Below are 16,540 nucleotides of genomic sequence, written 5' to 3' on the forward strand. Positions count from 1 at the left end.
TGTAATGCATTCCCATGTGGGAGCCGGGCTTGCCCGCGATAAGGTGTACGCGGTCTAAGTGAATAGCGTCCAGCCTGATAGTCGGAATGCCGCCCAGACCAACCTCTGCTCCCACAAATCCAAAAAATCTACGATTCACCCCAACAATTCACTCATCGCGATAATCTGCTCCGCCACCTGAATCAGCTTCTGCTGTTTGCTCATGGCCTGGCGGCGCATCAGGGTGTAGGCCTCTTCTTCTTTGCACTCCTTCATTTTCATCAGCAAACCCTTGGCCAGCTCGATGCGTTTGCGTTCGGCCAGTTGCTGGTCCCGTGCCTGAAGTTGGGCACGCAAGGCCTGATCGCTCTCAAAACGGGCCATGGCCACATCAAGGATTGGCTGCAGGCGCTGGGCGTGAATGCCCTCGACGATATACGCACTGACGCCGGACTTGATGGCCTGACGCATCACCCCCGGATCATGTTCATCGGTAAACATCACGATAGGGCGAGGTTGGTCGCGACTGACCATCACGACCTGCTCCATGACATCGCGGCCAGGGGATTCAGTGTCGATCAGGATTACATCCGGGCGAAGCGCTTCAACTCGGGCGGGCAAGTCAATAATCAGTCCGGATTCGTCGATCACCTCAAAGCCCGCTTCTCTCAGCGCGGCTTTCAGGCGGCCGACTTTTTTTGCTGTGTCATTGATCAAGAGGATACGCAACATAATCGTCAGCTCCTCATTGCGTCAGGGCGACGGCCGCATTGGCCATGGCGTGAAGCTTGAAGCTGCGGGCGTAGCCAGCCGGATCTGATCCGTCCCAGACTTTACCGTCGATCAACTGGCTGCTGCGCATCATCGCCGTCGGAACCGGTATGTCCAGCGCCTCGGCGGCCTGACGATAGAGCGCCAGTTGGTGCACGCCTTTGGCGACATTGAGGTAGTCCGGATCTTCACGCAGCAAACCCCAGCGACGGAACTGCGTCATGAACCACACGCCGTCGGACAGGTAAGGCAAATTGACTTCGCCATTGCCGTGAAAGCGCAGAGCATGGTGGTCGTGCCATTGGTTGCCCAACCCGTCGCGATAGTCACCGAGCAAGCGGGGTTCGATATAACTGGCAGGTGCATCCAGATAATCCGCGCCGCTGAGCAACTGCGCGGTGCTGCGCCGATTCTCGTCACTGGATTCGATGAAGCGACTGGCTTCCAGAACAGCCATGACCAGTGCCCGTGCGGTGTTGGGATACTGTTCAACGAATTCACGGGTGCAGCCCAGCACCTTTTCCGGGTGGTTGGGCCAGATTGCCTGAGTGGTAGCGAAGGTAAAGCCCAGTTGCTGATCCACGGCGCTGGCGCCCCAGGGTTCACCCACGCAGAACCCATCAATTCGACCAGCCTGCAGGTGCTCGACCATGCGTGGCGGCGGAACAACCACACTGGTCACGTCCTGCAGGGGATGAATGCCCTGGCTCGCTAGCCAGTAATAAAGCCACATGGCGTGATTGCCGGTAGGGAATGTCTGCGCGAAGGTCAGCTTTGTGCCGCTTTGGTGCACTTGCTGATCCAGCGCCTCAGGAGTGATCACGCCAGCGTCTTGCAACGACCGCGACAAGTTGATGCTTTGACCATTCTGGTTCAGCCCCATGAGTACGGCCATGTCGGTAGCCGCGCTTCCGCCAATACCCAACTGCACCGCATAGATCAATCCATACAGGCAATGGGCCGCGTGCAATTCGCCGCTGACCAGTTTGTCCCGCAAACTCGCCCAGGACGGCTGGCGTTTGAGGTTCAGGCTCAGACCATAGGGTTGCGCGAAGCCTTGCGTCGCAGCGACGACTATCGAGGCGCTGTCGGACAGCGGCATGAAGCCGATATCCAGGCTGTTCATCTCTGGCGCATCGCTGCCAGCTACCCAGGCCAACGGATTTCGTGTGGGCTCGTTCATAAATGTCATCTGTCCTCTGCCATGACAACTGCGGGTGGAGCGGGCGCGTCCGGTCCAGGCTGGCAGAAATCTTTCATAAAAAAAGCGTCGTTCGATCCTTCGCCAGAAAAGCAAAGACGGAACGACGCCATTGTCGATGCATCGGGCCTTCGTTGGCACGCTGCTATTAGCTTAAGCCAAGCAAGCGATATGCCAGTGCCGTTCTCACTTGATCTTGGGTATCTACACTTATTTTGTCAGGGGATGTAGCAGTTCTTGTGTACATATCCGTTACCGTGGTCAGGGCTGATACTGGTTGCGCTTTTACAGCGCGTCACTTTTGATCCGGAAGCCGGCCCAGCCAAAAGTAACCAAAACGCTCTTGCCCCATCACTCGGTCCCTCGCCTAGGCTCGGGATGCCCGCCCGCAGATCTGAAACCGTGGGCCGCCGCAATGGGCCATCCATGGCCCGGTGCGGCTAACCCGGCATCCTTGCCGGTTTACCCACGCTTCAGAATCTGCGTTCGGCCAGCGTGGTTTAACGGGGCGCCCCAGATCAAAATCAATAGCGCGGCGGCCTGACAGCCGACCTGGTTTTGTGGGTTTACCTGGTATCTGTAGGAGCTGCCGAAGGCTGCGAAGCGGTGTGTCAGACGATGTCTGTTTTGGCTTTGCTGATGTCTCGCGAACAAGTTCGCTCCTACCGTTCCGGGTTGTTACCGCTGCATTTGCTTTTGATCTGCTTTTGATTTTGATCTTGGGCGCCCCGTTAAACCACGACGGCCGGAATTCGATATTGCTGCGTGGGGCAAACCGGCAGGGATGCCGGTTTAGCCGCCTCAGGCCATGGATGGCCGGTGGCGGCGGCCCCGCGCAGCAATGTCGGATTACGGGCATGCCGAGCCAAGGCGAGGCACCTAGTGGTGGGGCAAGAGCGTTTTGCTTACTTTTGCGCTTCTCAAAAGTGAGGCGCCGTAAGGGCGCAACCCCAAAGAAGCCGTTACCGCAGCAATGGATGGTGCTCAACAGGGGTTATCTAAATACCTATACCGCAAAAGCCTGCAGGCATGCCTCGCACGCAATCGCTCAGACGTCTATAATCGCCGCCCTGAATTCAGCTTCTTACGAGCCGCGCCCGCCCATGTATAACCTGGCCCGCCAGTTACTGTTCAAACTCTCCCCGGAAAACTCCCACGACCTGTCGCTTGATCTGATTGGCGCTGGTGGCCGATTGGGCATCAATGGCTTGTTAAGCAAGGCCCCGGCGCGTCTGCCGGTGAACGTCATGGGCCTGGATTTTCCCAATCCGGTCGGGCTTGCTGCCGGTCTGGACAAAAACGGCGCGGCCATCGACGGCTTTGCCCAACTGGGTTTCGGCTTCGTTGAAATCGGTACTGTGACGCCGCGTCCCCAGCCGGGCAATCCCAAGCCGCGGATTTTCCGTCTGCCGCAGGCTGAAGCGATCATCAACCGCATGGGCTTCAATAACCTGGGCGTTGATAATCTGGTGAGTCGGGTTCAGGCCGCCAGCTACAAAGGCATTCTGGGTATCAACATCGGCAAGAACTTCGACACGCCGGTCGAGCGCGCGGTGGACGACTACCTGATCTGTCTGGACAAGGTGTACGCCCACGCCAGCTATGTGACGGTCAACGTCAGTTCGCCCAACACTCCGGGCCTGCGCAGCCTGCAGTTCGGTGACTCGCTCAAGCAGTTGCTTGAAGCGTTGCGTGTTCGTCAGGAGGCGCTGACCCAATTGCATGGCAAGCGAGTGCCGCTGGCCATCAAGATAGCGCCGGACATGACCGATGAAGAAACCGTGCTGGTCGCCGCGGCGCTGATCGAGTCAGGGATGGATGCGGTGATCGCGACCAACACCACCCTGAGCCGCGTCGGCGTCGAAGGCTTGCCCCATGGTGACGAGGCGGGCGGTCTGTCCGGTGCTCCAGTGCGTGAGAAGAGCACCCATACGGTCAAGGTACTGGCTGGCGAACTGGCTGGGCGGATGCCGATCATTGCCGCGGGCGGTATCACCGAAGGCAAGCACGCGGCTGAGAAAATCGCTGCTGGCGCGAGCCTGGTGCAGATCTATTCCGGCTTTATCTATAAAGGCCCGGCGTTGATTCGTGAGTCGGTGGATGCGATTGCCGCGATGCGCAAATACTGAGGGCAAAAAAGGGGCTCCTTCAAGGAGCCCCTTGGGCTTGCGCCCGGCGCCCGGATGGGACGCTTCTGGTTTTGATACGGCTTCAGAGATTTGATGGACTGATCGGAAGTTACCTGGTTACCCGACCGCGTGAAGTTCGTTGAGTCTGTGGATTCCCGCAGTGCCGGTCATACCGTCCCAGTTGTCGCCACGTCCTTCTCGCCAGCCATTGATCCAGGCTTGGCGCACCGACGGTAGAGTAAAAGGGCAAAGCTCACGGGATTTACCATGAACGCCGTACTGATATCCGCGTAAAAATGCTCTTTCCAACGGATCACGCTTAAGTCTTCTCATAGGGTGTTGCCCTCGTTTGTTGACTGTTATGTCCCTGAGACCTCATGTCGAGGTCGGGCAGAAAATTTTCTGCCGTTGGTACCCGCTGCCGGCGTCGCGGGCTTTAGTGTTCCCACCATTGCGGTGACAACCTGTGGTGATTTCTAACCAATGGATCGGGTGCTGTGAATGATCGTTTTGTCATAAGCACGTCATATTTGTAATAACTGGAACATAAGCAGGCAGGTGTTTCAAAGTTGATTATTTCGGCAGCCCTGAACTGGCAAGGCTTGCAAGAAATGTTGCAACTGTTTCGCAACCGCAGATGATGGCCTGTTGCAAGTAGACCTGAATCGACGAAGGGTCGCGATGTGACTTTTTATTGCGACGGTTGTCGTGCTGAATAGTATTTTTTAAATGTCCCTTGGCCATGATGGTCTGGGGATGACTGCCTTGATAGCCCGATCGGTTCGAGGTGGTCTGGCACAAATTGTGTGCCGCGCAGGCGTTCTCCAAGAAAGACGCCTGTTTTAAATCTGGTCGGGCAATGCGTTGCCCGCCGCTTATGGCTTACGCCCTGGAATACTCATGTCGGACCGTTACGAACTTTTCCTCACTTGTCCTAAAGGCCTGGAAGGGCTGCTTGCCGAGGAAGCCACTGCGCTGGGCCTCGAGGAAACCCGTGAACATACCTCAGCCATTCGCGGCAGCGCCGACATGGAGACCGCTTACCGGCTTTGCCTCTGGTCGCGTTTAGCCAACCGCGTGTTGCTGGTTCTCAAGCGCTTCCCGATGAAGGACGCCGAAGACCTGTACAACGGCGTATTGCACGTTGACTGGCACGATCACCTGGAACCGGACGGCTCGCTGGCGGTTGAGTTCAGCGGCCACGGGTCGGGCATCGACAACACCCATTTCGGCGCCTTGAAGGTCAAGGATGCCATCGTCGACAAATTGCGCATGCCCGATGGTTCGCGTCCTTCAGTGGACAAGCTGAACCCTGATCTGCGCGTGCATTTGCGTCTGGACCGGGGCGAAGCGATTCTGTCCCTGGACCTGTCTGGCCACAGCCTGCACCAGCGTGGTTATCGCTTGCAGCAGGGCGCTGCACCTTTAAAGGAAAACCTCGCGGCGGCGATTCTGATTCGTGCAGGCTGGCCGCGCATCGCGGCTGAGGGCGGCGCGCTGGCTGACCCGATGTGCGGCGTAGGTACGTTTCTGGTTGAGGCGGCGATGATTGCTGCCGACATCGCGCCAAACCTCAAGCGCGAACGCTGGGGTTTTTCCGCGTGGCTCGGTCACGTGCCAGCCCTGTGGCGCAAGCTGCACGACGAGGCGCTGGAGCGCGCTGCAGCAGGGTTGGCCAAGCCACCGCTGTGGATTCGCGGCTACGAAGCGGACCCGCGCCTGATTCAGCCGGGACGCAACAACGTGGAGCGTGCCGGTCTCAGCGAATGGATCAAGATTTACCAGGGCGAAGTGGCGACATTCGAGCCGCGCCCTGACCAGAACCAGAAAGGTCTGGTGATCTGTAACCCTCCGTACGGCGAGCGACTGGGCGACGAAGCCAGCCTGCTTTATCTCTACCAGAACCTGGGTGAGCGTTTACGTCAGGCCTGTCTGAACTGGGAAGCCGCGGTATTCACCGGCGCTCCGGATCTGGGCAAGCGCATGGGCATTCGCAGTCACAAGCAATACGCTTTCTGGAACGGTGCCTTGCCGTGCAAGCTGCTGCTGATCAAAGTGCTGCCGGACCAGTTCGTGACCGGCGAACGCCGTACTGCCGAACAGCGTCAGGTTGAGCGCGAGCACGTGGAGCCGGAAGACACCAGCCCGCTGGTGACTCCAGGCAAATACGAGAAGTACAACAAAAACGGCAACCCGATCAAACCGGCTCCAGCGGTGGTCGAGCAGCCGCGCTTGAGCGAAGGCGGGCAGATGTTTGCCAACCGTTTGCAGAAAAACCTCAAGCTGCTGGGCAAGTGGGTACGTCGCGAAGGCATCGATTGCTACCGCGTGTATGACGCCGACATGCCTGAATACTCGCTGGCGATCGATCTGTATCAGGACTGGGTTCACGTTCAGGAATATGCCGCGCCGAAGTCCATTGATCCGGAAAAGGCCTCGGCCCGACTGTTCGATGCGTTGGCGGCCATCCCCCAGGCGCTGAATGTCGACAAGAGCCGGGTGATCATCAAGCGCCGCGAGCGCCAGAGCGGCACCAGGCAGTACGAGCGTCAAAGTGCGCAAGGGCAGTTCGTCGAGGTCAATGAAGGCGGCGTCAAGCTGCTGGTCAACCTGACGGATTATCTGGACACCGGCCTGTTCCTGGATCACCGCGCCATGCGCATGCGTATCCAGCGCGAGGCTCAGGGTAAACGCTTCCTCAACCTGTTCTCGTACACGGCGACGGCCAGCGTCCATGCAGCCAAAGGCGGCGCGCGCAGCACCACCAGTGTCGACTTGTCCCGGACATATCTGGACTGGGCGCGGCGTAATCTGTCGCTGAACGGTTTCTCCGACAAGAACCGTCTGGAGCAGGGCGATGTGATGGCCTGGCTGGACGCCTGTCGTGAAGAGTACGACCTGATCTTCATTGACCCGCCGACCTTCTCCAACTCCAAGCGCATGGAAGGGGTTTTCGACGTGCAACGCGATCAGGTGCAATTGCTGGATCTGGCCATGGCGCGTCTTGCGCCGGGCGGCGTGCTGTATTTCTCGAATAACTTCCGCAAGTTTGTCCTCGACGAGAATCTTGCACAGCGTTATGCCGTGGAAGAAATCACCGCTCAGACCATTGATCCTGACTTCGCCCGTAACAGCAAAATCCATAAGGCGTGGAAAATCACAGCCAGATAATGGGCCGGTGCACATCGATCCGTTCGCATTTGTGATGGGTCGATGTGCAATCGGTGCCGAGTCAGACTAGGCAAAATACTGGCTAATAGCTATAAGTGAGCTACAGCCAGCGTGACGCGTCTCTATGCTGTGGCGTTGCGAGTGTCGAATGATGCCTACGAGTCAGATTCGTCCCAGGATTCTCGGCTTTATCAATGAGCAGGCCTCTGCGTGGGTCGTTGCGGCATACGCCTTTCTGGTGGGCGCCGCACTGACTGCTGTGCTGGCATTCGCCAACTCCGAATTCTATGAACATCAATTGCGTCAGCGTTTCGATCTGTTGGCCAATGAGCGCTTCAGTCGCATTCAGGAACGGCTCGACGGCCAGGTTTATCGCCTGGACAGCTTGCGTCGTTTCTTCATGTTCTCTAGTGACGTCACCCGAACTGAATTCAACGGTTTCGCCGATCCTCTATTGATCGGCACCGAGGCTTACTCGTGGGCGCCGAAAGTGACGAATGCTCAGCGTCGCCAGTTTGAACGGCAGGCCGTTGCCGAGGGGTTAACGGGTTTTTCGATACGTGAGGCGACTCAAGGAGGCGTGCTTGAGCCTGCAAACGCCCGGTCTGATTATTTCCCGGTCCTGTTCACCCGTTCGCGCAGTACTGAGCCTTTGCCCTTGGGCTTTGATATCGGCTCCGAAAGCGTGCGCCGTAGCGCTGTTGAGCTGGCGGGCAAGTTGGGTGCGATGGTCGCGACACCGCGCATGGACCTGGTGGGGCTGGAGCCAGGCAACTCCAGCGGGGTATTGCTGCTGGCACCGGTTATGTCCTCCAACGCCAATCCAGTGGGCGAAGTCGCAGATGTCAGCGGTTACGTCATGGCGGTCATCAGCCTCAGCAAGCTGATGACCGAGGGGCTACCGTCTCAGGATAATCTGACCGTAACCATGAGCGATCTCGGATCGCCTGTCGAACCACAACTGCTTTATCAATCACCCATCCCCGCAGCCTCTGACGAAATACGCGTCAGTACCTTGCTGGGGCTGGCCAATCGTGACTACCTGCTGGAGATTCGGCCGACCGCGGCGTTCATGACAAGTAATCAGTCGCTGGTGGGCAGCGTGATTCTCATGGGCGGGTTGCTGAGTCTGCTGTTGAGTGCCTTGCTGTACAACCTGATCAGTCAGCGTCAGCGTGCCTTGCGTCTGGTGGACGAGCGCACGGCTGAGCTACGCGTGCGCGAGCGACAATTGCGCGGTGCTCATGGGCAACTCAGTAACGTGCTGAACGCTGCCACCGATGTTGCGATTATTGCGACGGATCTTAACGGCGTCATCGGCACGTTCAATGTTGGTGCCCAGAAGATGCTGGGCTATCAAGAGGACGAAGTGCTGGGCCAACTCCAGCTCAAAGACCTGCAGGTGCCAGCTGAACTGGAAGAGCATGCTCAACATCTGAGTCAGGTGTATGGCTATCAGGTCACGGCCGGTCAGGCTATTTTCGTCGAGGCCGCCGACGCCGCCCCTCACAAGTCCCACGAGTGGACGTTCATTCGGCATGACGGCAGTTCGCTGGTGGTCAATATGCTGTTGACCGCGGTGCGCAACGAGTATGAGCAGTGGGTGGGATATCTGGCGGTCTGTATCGATGTCACTGAGCGCAAACTGGTTTACGAAGCGCTGGCCGCACGTGACATGTTATTGAAGAAAATCAGCGCACACGTGCCTGGGGGGATTTATCAGTTTCAGATCGATGCCAGCGGCGAGTCACGATTCAACTACATCAACGACGGCATGTGCGAACTGCATGGCATGACCCGGGAGCAGATGCTGCTCGATTTCAAATCGGTATTGGCCCGTGTCGATCCACTGGACGCGCGACGTGTGAAGGAATCCATGCTCGCTTCCGCGCAACACATGACACCTTGGCAGGACGAGTATCGACTCAATGTTCCGGGGCATGGACTGCGCTGGGTACACAGCCATGCCATGCCGGAGGCTCAGTCTGGCGGGGCAGTGGTCTGGCATGGATTCCTTTCCGAGATCACTGACATGAAACGTGTGGAAGAAGAGTTGCGCGAGATGTCAGTCACTGACGTACTGACCGGTGCCTTCAACCGACGCTATTTCCAGGAACGCTTTAGCGCTGAGTTGGCGAGGGTCAATCGTCACGGCGGGGCTTTGTCATTGATCATGCTGGACATTGATCATTTCAAGCGCGTCAACGATGAGTATGGTCATGCGGTTGGGGATACCGTTCTGAAGGCGATTTGCCAACGAATCACTAGCCGTTTGCGCCGTAGCGACGTGTTCTGTCGTTTGGGCGGTGAAGAGTTCATGGTGCTTTGCCCGGGTAGCACTGCATTCGCAGCGCATGAGCTGGCGATCCAGCTATGGAACGTTTTGCGCAGCCAGCCGGTGGATGGCGTCGGTCTGGTCACTGCCAGTTTCGGGGTGGCGAGCTGGCGCGAGGGTGAGAGTGCCGATGCGCTGTTACTGCGCGCCGACTCCGGCGTTTATGCCGCCAAGCAGGCGGGACGGGATCGGGTGGAGGGTGAGAAACAGGGGGAGGTGAGTGTTTGAGTGGAGGTGACTGGCTTGCAGTTGCCGGCACACAGCTATCTGAGCTGGAATGCATTTCCCTGTGGGAGCTCACGAGCACCGCGAGGCAGCGATAGCGATCTGCCTGATGCACCGCCATCGCGGCCTCGCGGTGCTCGTGCGCTCCTACAAAGTCACTTACAGAAATCCCTCACTGCTGCCGTATGGACACGGTGTTATCACCCAGCTTCGGCTGGCGATACAACTCGACCAGGACTTCATCAAGCACCGAAGACGCGCCCCATGGACGTGGATCGTTGAGAATGGCGACCACGGCCCAGGTATTGCCGTTGCTGTCACGGCTGAAGCCGGCGATGGCGCGGACGTTGTTCAGGGTGCCGGTCTTGATGTGTGCTTCACCCAGTAGCGGGGTGCGTTTGAGGCGCTTGCGCATCGTGCCGTCCATGCCTGCCAGTGGCATTGAGCTCATGAACTCTGCTGCGTAGGGGCTTTTCCAGGCCGCTTGCAAAAGGATGGCCATTTCCCGGGCGCTGACCCGTTCATCCCGAGACAGTCCCGAGCCATTTTCCATGACCAGATGCGGCGCAGTGATGCCTTTCTTCGCCAGCCACTGGCGAACGACTCGCTGTGCTGCCTTGGCATCGTCACCGTCTGCATCATTACGGAACTCTGAACCCAGGCTCAGGAACAGTTGCTGGGCCATGGTGTTGTTGCTGAACTTGTTGATGTCACGAATGACTTCAACCAGATCCGGCGAGAAAGCCCTGGCCAGCAATTTCGCGCTGCCCGGTACCACGTCTACGCGGTCCTTGCCCAGAATGGTGCCACCCAGCTCCTGCCAGATCGCACGAACGGCACCCGCTGCGTAAGTCGGGTGGTCAAGCAGCGACAGGTAAGTCTGTGAGTTGCAGCCATCACCAAGCTGGCCAGTGACGGTGACATTGACTGTGCCATCCGGCTGCGTGACCGGGTTGTAACGAACGTCACCGCATTGTTTGGACGCGATGGCTTTGACCTGATTATCGACACGAATGGTCGCAATCGGCGGTTCCACCGACACCATTACCTTGCCGCCGTCGTTACGGGTGATGAAGCGCAGCGCCTTGAGGTTGACCATCAGCGAGTCGGGTTTGACCAGGAACGGCTTGTTTCTGTCGTTGCCGTCATCATCGAACACCGGCAGTTGCGGTTGCACGAAGTGGCTGCGATCAAGCACCAGGTCACCGGTCACCTGTTGCACGCCATTGGCCCGCAGATCGCGCATCAACAGCCAGAGCTTCTCCATGTTCAGCTTGGGGTCGCCGCCGCCCTTGAGGTACAGGTTGCCGCGCAGTACGCCATTGTTAAGTGTACCGTCGGTGAAGAATTCGGTTTTCCACTGGTGGGTCGGGCCCAGTATTTCCAGTGCTGCATAGGTGGTGACCAGCTTCATGGTCGATGCCGGGTTCACGGAGACGTCGGCATTGAACACGGTCGGGGTGCCTTGACCATTGAGAGGCAGCATCACCAGCGACAATGCGTCATTGCCCAGTTTGCTGGCTTTGAGTGCCTGCTGAACCTTGGGGGGGAGCGAAGTGTTGACCGGCGCGGCTTGAATGGGCAAAGCCAGTGGCAAAAGAAGGGTGGCAAAAAACAATGGACGCAATGATTTGATCATTCAGTAACCCCTACAACAAAGACGGGACACGAGAGGGCATGGATGAATTCCCTCGACAAAAATACAGCTGACGTGAATACAAGTGATTCAAACAGTTTCGCTAACAATATGTAATACGTCCGAATTGAGCGGCATTATGCCCCAAACGTGGGCGACTTGGGCCCCGCCAAGGTGTCTGGATAAAGTATTTTTGTCCTCGCCATGCACAATCAGCACGCTATTAACGGTGCAGGCATTACCGCGCTGTGCCGGTTTTATGGGCATTTGCCTTCCCAAACTGATAAAGTGCGCCCCGATATTACTCAAGAGGATTGTTCCAATGGCCACTAATCGTTCCCGTCGTCTGCGCAAAAAACTCTGCGTGGATGAATTCCAGGAGTTGGGTTTTGAGCTGAACCTGGACTTCAAGGAAGACCTGGATGAAGAGGCGATCGACGCATTCCTCAACGCTTTTCTGACTGAAGCCATGGACGCCAATGGTCTGGACTATGTTGGCGGTGATGACTTCGGTCTGGTTTGCCTTGCAAAACGTGGTTCCGTCAACGAAGAGCAGCGCGCAGTCGTTGAAGCATGGCTCAAGGGCCGTAGCGAGCTGACCAAGGTTGAAGTCAGCCCGTTGATGGATGCCTGGCACCCGGAAACACCGATCAATTCGGTAGCTTGATGTTTCAGCGGCGGGCTTCAGGCCCGCCGCTTTATTCCCTTCTTTACACGGCTCTGTTCAGAGCGTCTCGCAAAGCCTGCTCCAGATCGAGCATGGCAACTTCCATGTCCTGCTGACGATCCTTGATCACTTGTTCTGACGTTGTCTTCTGGCACGAATCCTCCAATGCTTCGCACGTTTCAATGACTCGGTTTGCTCGAATGATCCGCGCCGCCCCTTTGATCCGGTGCGCAAGCTGGCACAACTCGTATTGATCTTCGGCCGCTAGCAACGCCGTCAACTGATGACGATCTTCCTCGTTGCTGCGCAGGAGTTGTTCGAGCAGGCGCCGAATCATTTCCGGGCGCTCACCAGTGAGGGCACTGATACTGGCCATGTTGAACGCCGGTTGCGGTTTTACGGGTGAGATATGCTCGTCTTCGATCAACGCGTCCCCGCGGGGATGAACGCTGCCAAGTCGCTCGCTCAGAGAAGTAAGGCTGATAGGTTTGAACAGGCAATCGTCCATGCCTGCCTCACGACAGCGTTGGGTTTCTTCCGGTTGGGCATTGGCGGTAAAGCCCCATATCGCACAGCGCTGCTGGCCGGTTTTCTGTTCCTGGTTGCGGATCGCCCGTGTCAGGTCATAACCGTTCATGATGGGCATGTTGCAGTCGGTCACGACCACATCGAAATAGCCATCCAGCCAAAGCTGCAGCCCTTGCTTGCCCTGTTCTGCCACTGCGCAGCGATGCCCGAGAAACTCCAGTTGCTGGCAAAGCAACAGGGAGTTGGCCGGGTGATCGTCCACCACCAGAATATTCAGCGTGGCGTTAGCCATTACAGGGGGTTCAGATTGCTCCGTCAGGGTTGCCAAAGGCTCCAGCGTGGTCAGGTTGAAGGTCATGTGAACCTGCGAGCCTTTACCCTGCTCACTGCTCAGATCAAGGGTGCCGCCCATCATTTCGCACAGGCTGCGGCAGATCACCAGCCCCAGACCCGCTCCAGTGCGCGCCTGTTGACCATTGTCGTCAGCCTGCGCAAAGGGTTCGAACAAGCGTTGCAGATCCTTCTCGCTGATACCGATGCCGGTGTCCTGGATACTGACGTGCAGTTGCAACTGTCGCGGATCGGTGCCGGTTTCGGCTTGCAAGGTGATTCTGACCTGGCCTTTTTCCGTGAACTTGATGGCGTTACTGATCAGGTTTGAGAGGATCTGCTTGAAGCGCAACGGATCGATCAGCACGTCGGTGTTGATGCCGCTGTCCAGATCCAGCAACAGGCTGAGGCTTTTTTGCCGGGCCAGACCGTCAAATACTCGTACGACGGACTCGACCAACTGACGCAGGTTGGCGCGTTCCGGGCTCAAGGTCAGCCGTCCGGATTCAATGCGAGCGATGTCGAGAATGTCACCGATCAGTTCCAGCAGATCCTTCGCCGAGCTGTAGGCAACCTCGACGGCAGGGCGGTCCATATGGCCTTGATCGGCACGTTTGAGCGCCAGTTCGAGCATGCCGATCACAGCATTCATTGGCGTGCGTATTTCGTGACTCATGGTGGCCAGGAAGGTGCTTTTCGCGCGGTTGGCGTTATCGGCCTGATCCTTGGCCGAGCGCAGGTCTTCGATCAGTTGCCGGCGTTCACTGATATCGATCCAGCCACCAATGATGCCCTTTACTTCTCCCAAGGAGTCCCGGAATGGCAGAATCCAGTGGTAGATCGTCAGTTGCCGTTCTCCGATCTGCAATGTGCGGTCGAGAATCATGGGGTTGTTGGTCGCCATGACCAGTTGATAGTCGCTGGCGAATTCCTTGGCCTCGAAGACATTGCTCAGAACGCCCTCGGTCACGCTTTTGTCGAGGACATCTTCACGTTGCGCGTCAAATGCCTTCAGGTAGCTGTCATTGCACATGCGCAGCAGGCCTTCACGGTCACGCACATAAATAGGGTGGGGGCTGCCATTGACCAGTGCCCTCATGAATTCGAACTGATCGCTCAAAGCCCGCTCGGCCTGCTCGCGTTGTTTGATCTGGCGCCTCATGTAAGCGTTCCAGGCCAGAGAGCCAAGTAACAACAGGCCTGCTCCCAACACGATCTGGTAAATCTGTCGCTGGTATTCCTGCCAGTTGCCGCCAGATGGAGTAAAGGAGCGCCAGCGGTTGTTGATCGCGGCGAGTTCCTGCGGTGCGATGCTAGACAGCGCCTTGTCGAGAATGCTGATTAATTCAGTGGCTTTTCGTGAGGTGGCCATTGCGATAAGCGCAGGTTTTTCGCCAACCGTCGTGGTTATTTGTAGTCGATTTTCAAATATCCCCGAGTTCAGGAAATAGTTGGCGCTCACCAGGGAGGTGATCGCCGCTTCGACCCTGCCTTGAGCCAGCATCTCCAGGGTCTGAAAGGGGTTGTCGACTTCGATGGGGACTACCGTGGGAAACTCACGCCGCAGGAAAGGCAGGATCGGGCTACCCAACGTGATAGCGATCCGCTTGCCACTCAATTGCTCAAGGTTGATCGAGTTCTCAGGCCATTTGCGGGTGACCAGCACGAACGAGTTATCCAGATAAGGCCGACTGAAACTGAATTGATCTTCCCGTTCTTCACTGGGAATCAGGGCGCTGATCAGATCCGCCTGGCCTTGACTGACCTGATTCATCATATCGGCCATGGTTGGCGCCCGGGTAATCTCGAAACGCAAACCGGTGCGCAAGCGCACCAGTTCAAGCAGGTCGGCAGTTATGCCACGGAAATTGCCGCTGGCATCAAAGAATGTCAGTGGCGCGTATGACTCGTTGATAACGACCCGGACGTTCGGATGCTGTTCGATCCAGCGCTCCTCCCGGTGAGTCAATTGCAGCTTCTGGTCGGTCAGCATCAAGTCGCTGGCACCCCAGCGTCTGGAAATCGCGATGCGCTCTTCGACCGGAATAGCCTTGAGCGTGCGGTTGATGATGTCCAGCAACTGATTGTTTTCGCCAGCGACCGCAAAACTGAAGCCGTCGGGTTCGTGTCTACCGAAATTGGCCATCTGGATGTTGTTGAGGTAGCCCTTGTTGATCATGTACTGGGTAGAAATGGTGTCTCCAAGAAAGACGTCTGCCTGGTTGAATGCAACGGCATTGATCGCGCTTTGAAATGACGGATAGGTTTTCAGTGCTGCGTTGGGGTAGAGCTTCTGGATTTCCTCCGGTGGCAGGTAGTGGTAGACCATGCTCAGGCGCATTTCAGCCAGGCCATCAGTAAGCGCGCGGGTCTCACCGGTGCGGGTGACCAGCACCGGCTGATCCACCGCATAGGGGGTAGAGAGCTTGATATTCCGGTCTTTCGCCTCGAACCCGTTGGCGCTGCCCAGCAAGTCGATCTGCCCGGTGCCAAGGGCGGCAATAGCCGCCTGCCTGGATTCGAAGCGCAGAACCTTGACCGGCAGGTCCAGCGCCCTGGAAATGATATTTGCGTAGTCGGCGGTAAACCCTTCGTAGTCGCGTCCGGTCAGTGTCATGTCAAACGGTGGATAGTCGGGAGCCGACGTCCCCAGAATCAGCTCACGTTTATTGCGTACCCACTGCCATTGGGTCTTGTCCAGTTGCAGCTCCATATGCCCGATGCTGGAGCGGCCCAGCAGGGTGTAGAGTTCGGCTGCAGCGAAAGCGGCATGACACCCCAGACTCAGGCAAACGCCCATGGTCAGGATCAAGTAGTACTTAAAGCGCCTGGACATCCTGTTCCTCACACTAGCGCGTTGCGTTTTGCCATCTCGATTAGTTCAACCAGGGTTTTGACCCTGAGTTTCTGCATCAGGCGTGTTTTGTAAGTGCTGACTGTCTTGTTGCTGAGAAACATGCCCTTGGCAATTTCCTTATTCGTTCTGCCTTGGGCGAACAACTGCAATACCATCAATTCGCGATCATTGACTAACTTGAACAGCTCTATTTCGCTGGGTTGACCGTTTTCCCCATGGGGTGGAGTCAGCGCCTGGCTCGGGAAGTAATTGTAGCCGGATAATACCGCTTTCACCGAACTGAGTAATTCACTGAGATCTTCCTGTTTGCACACATATCCCGCCGCGCCCGACTGCATGCAGCGAATCGCAAACAGACTCGGTGTCTGAGAGGTCAGGACCAGAATTTTTGAATCAAGCCCCATCGAGTTGAAGCGGGCCAGTACTTCCAGGCCATCCAGCTTGGGGATGCTGATGTCGAGGATGATCAGGTCCGGCATGCATTCGCGGACCATTTGCATGGCATCCACACCGTTATCGGTTTCGCCCACGACTTCGTAGTTTTCATTTTCCAGAAGCATTCTAACGGCAAGGCGAATAACCGGATGGTCATCGATGATAAAAACTGAGTTCATAATTCTATCCATACAAGATGCGAGGAAAGGGCGCACCTTAGCTCAGATGTTCAGGCAGGCACATGAAGAGACCCTGCCATAGGTGGCATATAGGAAA

General features: G+C 57.1%; 11 protein-coding genes. 4 read left to right on the top strand and 7 right to left on the bottom strand.

Annotation, left to right across the window (positions count from 1 at the left end; genetic code table 11):
- Positions 1–135: 135 nt before the first annotated feature.
- Positions 136–711: an ANTAR domain-containing response regulator gene (locus CKW31_RS13705; protein WP_095095685.1), complete on the bottom strand. Its 576-nt coding sequence runs from the start codon at positions 709–711 to the stop codon at positions 136–138.
- Between the two features lie 13 nt (positions 712–724).
- Positions 725–1,933, bottom strand: coding sequence for a CmpA/NrtA family ABC transporter substrate-binding protein (locus CKW31_RS13710; protein ID WP_095095688.1), 1,209 nt, complete (start codon positions 1,931–1,933; stop codon positions 725–727).
- A 1,121-nt stretch (positions 1,934–3,054) separates the two neighbouring features.
- On the opposite strand from CKW31_RS13710, the gene CKW31_RS13715 reads away from it, so the two are divergent.
- Positions 3,055–4,080, top strand: a complete 1,026-nt coding sequence (locus CKW31_RS13715) for a quinone-dependent dihydroorotate dehydrogenase (protein ID WP_095095691.1) — start codon at positions 3,055–3,057, stop codon at positions 4,078–4,080.
- A 117-nt stretch (positions 4,081–4,197) separates the two neighbouring features.
- Here CKW31_RS13715 and rmf read toward each other — a convergent pair whose 3' ends face one another.
- Both rmf and CKW31_RS13725 read right to left on the bottom strand, forming a co-directional pair.
- On the bottom strand, positions 4,198–4,413 hold the full coding sequence (gene rmf, locus CKW31_RS13720) for a ribosome modulation factor (protein WP_002553055.1): 216 nt from the start codon (positions 4,411–4,413) through the stop codon (positions 4,198–4,200).
- 240 nt (positions 4,414–4,653) lie between these two features.
- A complete protein-coding gene (locus tag CKW31_RS13725) occupies positions 4,654–4,908 on the bottom strand; it encodes a hypothetical protein (protein WP_095095693.1) in 255 nt (84 codons plus the stop codon).
- Positions 4,909–4,980: 72 nt separating this feature from the next.
- On the opposite strand from CKW31_RS13725, the gene rlmKL reads away from it, so the two are divergent.
- Together rlmKL and CKW31_RS13735 are read left to right on the top strand one after the other, a co-directional pair.
- A complete protein-coding gene (gene rlmKL / locus CKW31_RS13730) occupies positions 4,981–7,251 on the top strand; it encodes a bifunctional 23S rRNA (guanine(2069)-N(7))-methyltransferase RlmK/23S rRNA (guanine(2445)-N(2))-methyltransferase RlmL (RefSeq protein ID WP_095095696.1) in 2,271 nt (756 codons plus the stop codon).
- A gap of 151 nt (positions 7,252–7,402) precedes the next feature.
- Complete coding sequence (locus CKW31_RS13735; protein WP_095096070.1) at positions 7,403–9,814, top strand: diguanylate cyclase; 2,412 nt, start codon at positions 7,403–7,405, stop codon at positions 9,812–9,814.
- 169 nt (positions 9,815–9,983) lie between these two features.
- Here CKW31_RS13735 and dacB read toward each other — a convergent pair whose 3' ends face one another.
- A complete protein-coding gene (gene dacB, locus CKW31_RS13740) occupies positions 9,984–11,450 on the bottom strand; it encodes a D-alanyl-D-alanine carboxypeptidase/D-alanyl-D-alanine-endopeptidase (RefSeq protein WP_095095698.1) in 1,467 nt (488 codons plus the stop codon).
- Positions 11,451–11,769: 319 nt separating this feature from the next.
- Between dacB and CKW31_RS13745 the strand changes: the two genes are divergently transcribed.
- Positions 11,770–12,114, top strand: a complete 345-nt coding sequence (locus CKW31_RS13745) for a YggL family protein (protein WP_027898748.1) — start codon at positions 11,770–11,772, stop codon at positions 12,112–12,114.
- Positions 12,115–12,157: 43 nt separating this feature from the next.
- Here CKW31_RS13745 and CKW31_RS13750 read toward each other — a convergent pair whose 3' ends face one another.
- Together CKW31_RS13750 and CKW31_RS13755 are read right to left on the bottom strand one after the other, a co-directional pair.
- Positions 12,158–15,808: a transporter substrate-binding domain-containing protein gene (locus CKW31_RS13750; RefSeq protein ID WP_095095701.1), complete on the bottom strand. Its 3,651-nt coding sequence runs from the start codon at positions 15,806–15,808 to the stop codon at positions 12,158–12,160.
- A gap of 8 nt (positions 15,809–15,816) precedes the next feature.
- The gene (locus tag CKW31_RS13755; RefSeq protein WP_176469880.1) at positions 15,817–16,443 is read right to left on the bottom strand and encodes a response regulator transcription factor; all 627 of its coding nucleotides are present in this window, start codon (positions 16,441–16,443) and stop codon (positions 15,817–15,819) included.
- Positions 16,444–16,540 lie beyond the last annotated feature (97 nt).

The sequence above is a fragment of the Pseudomonas sp. Irchel 3A5 genome (assembly GCF_900187575.1).
GTDB classification, from domain to species: domain Bacteria; phylum Pseudomonadota; class Gammaproteobacteria; order Pseudomonadales; family Pseudomonadaceae; genus Aquipseudomonas; species Aquipseudomonas folii.

What these genes read in the sequence shown, in the direction of transcription:
- CKW31_RS13745 (WP_027898748.1), top strand. Translation starts at nt 11,770, where the DNA reads ATGGCCACTAATCGTTCCCGTCGTCTGCGCAAAAAACTCTGCGTGGAT.
- CKW31_RS13715 (WP_095095691.1), top strand. Translation starts at nt 3,055, where the DNA reads ATGTATAACCTGGCCCGCCAGTTACTGTTCAAACTCTCCCCGGAAAAC.
- CKW31_RS13735 (WP_095096070.1), top strand. Translation starts at nt 7,403, where the DNA reads ATGCCTACGAGTCAGATTCGTCCCAGGATTCTCGGCTTTATCAATGAG.
- CKW31_RS13710 (WP_095095688.1), bottom strand. Translation starts at nt 1,933, where the DNA reads ATGAACGAGCCCACACGAAATCCGTTGGCCTGGGTAGCTGGCAGCGAT.
- rmf (WP_002553055.1), bottom strand. Translation starts at nt 4,413, where the DNA reads ATGAGAAGACTTAAGCGTGATCCGTTGGAAAGAGCATTTTTACGCGGA.
- dacB (WP_095095698.1), bottom strand. Translation starts at nt 11,450, where the DNA reads ATGATCAAATCATTGCGTCCATTGTTTTTTGCCACCCTTCTTTTGCCA.
- CKW31_RS13705 (WP_095095685.1), bottom strand. Translation starts at nt 711, where the DNA reads ATGTTGCGTATCCTCTTGATCAATGACACAGCAAAAAAAGTCGGCCGC.
- CKW31_RS13750 (WP_095095701.1), bottom strand. Translation starts at nt 15,808, where the DNA reads ATGTCCAGGCGCTTTAAGTACTACTTGATCCTGACCATGGGCGTTTGC.
- rlmKL (WP_095095696.1), top strand. Translation starts at nt 4,981, where the DNA reads ATGTCGGACCGTTACGAACTTTTCCTCACTTGTCCTAAAGGCCTGGAA.
- CKW31_RS13755 (WP_176469880.1), bottom strand. Translation starts at nt 16,443, where the DNA reads ATGAACTCAGTTTTTATCATCGATGACCATCCGGTTATTCGCCTTGCC.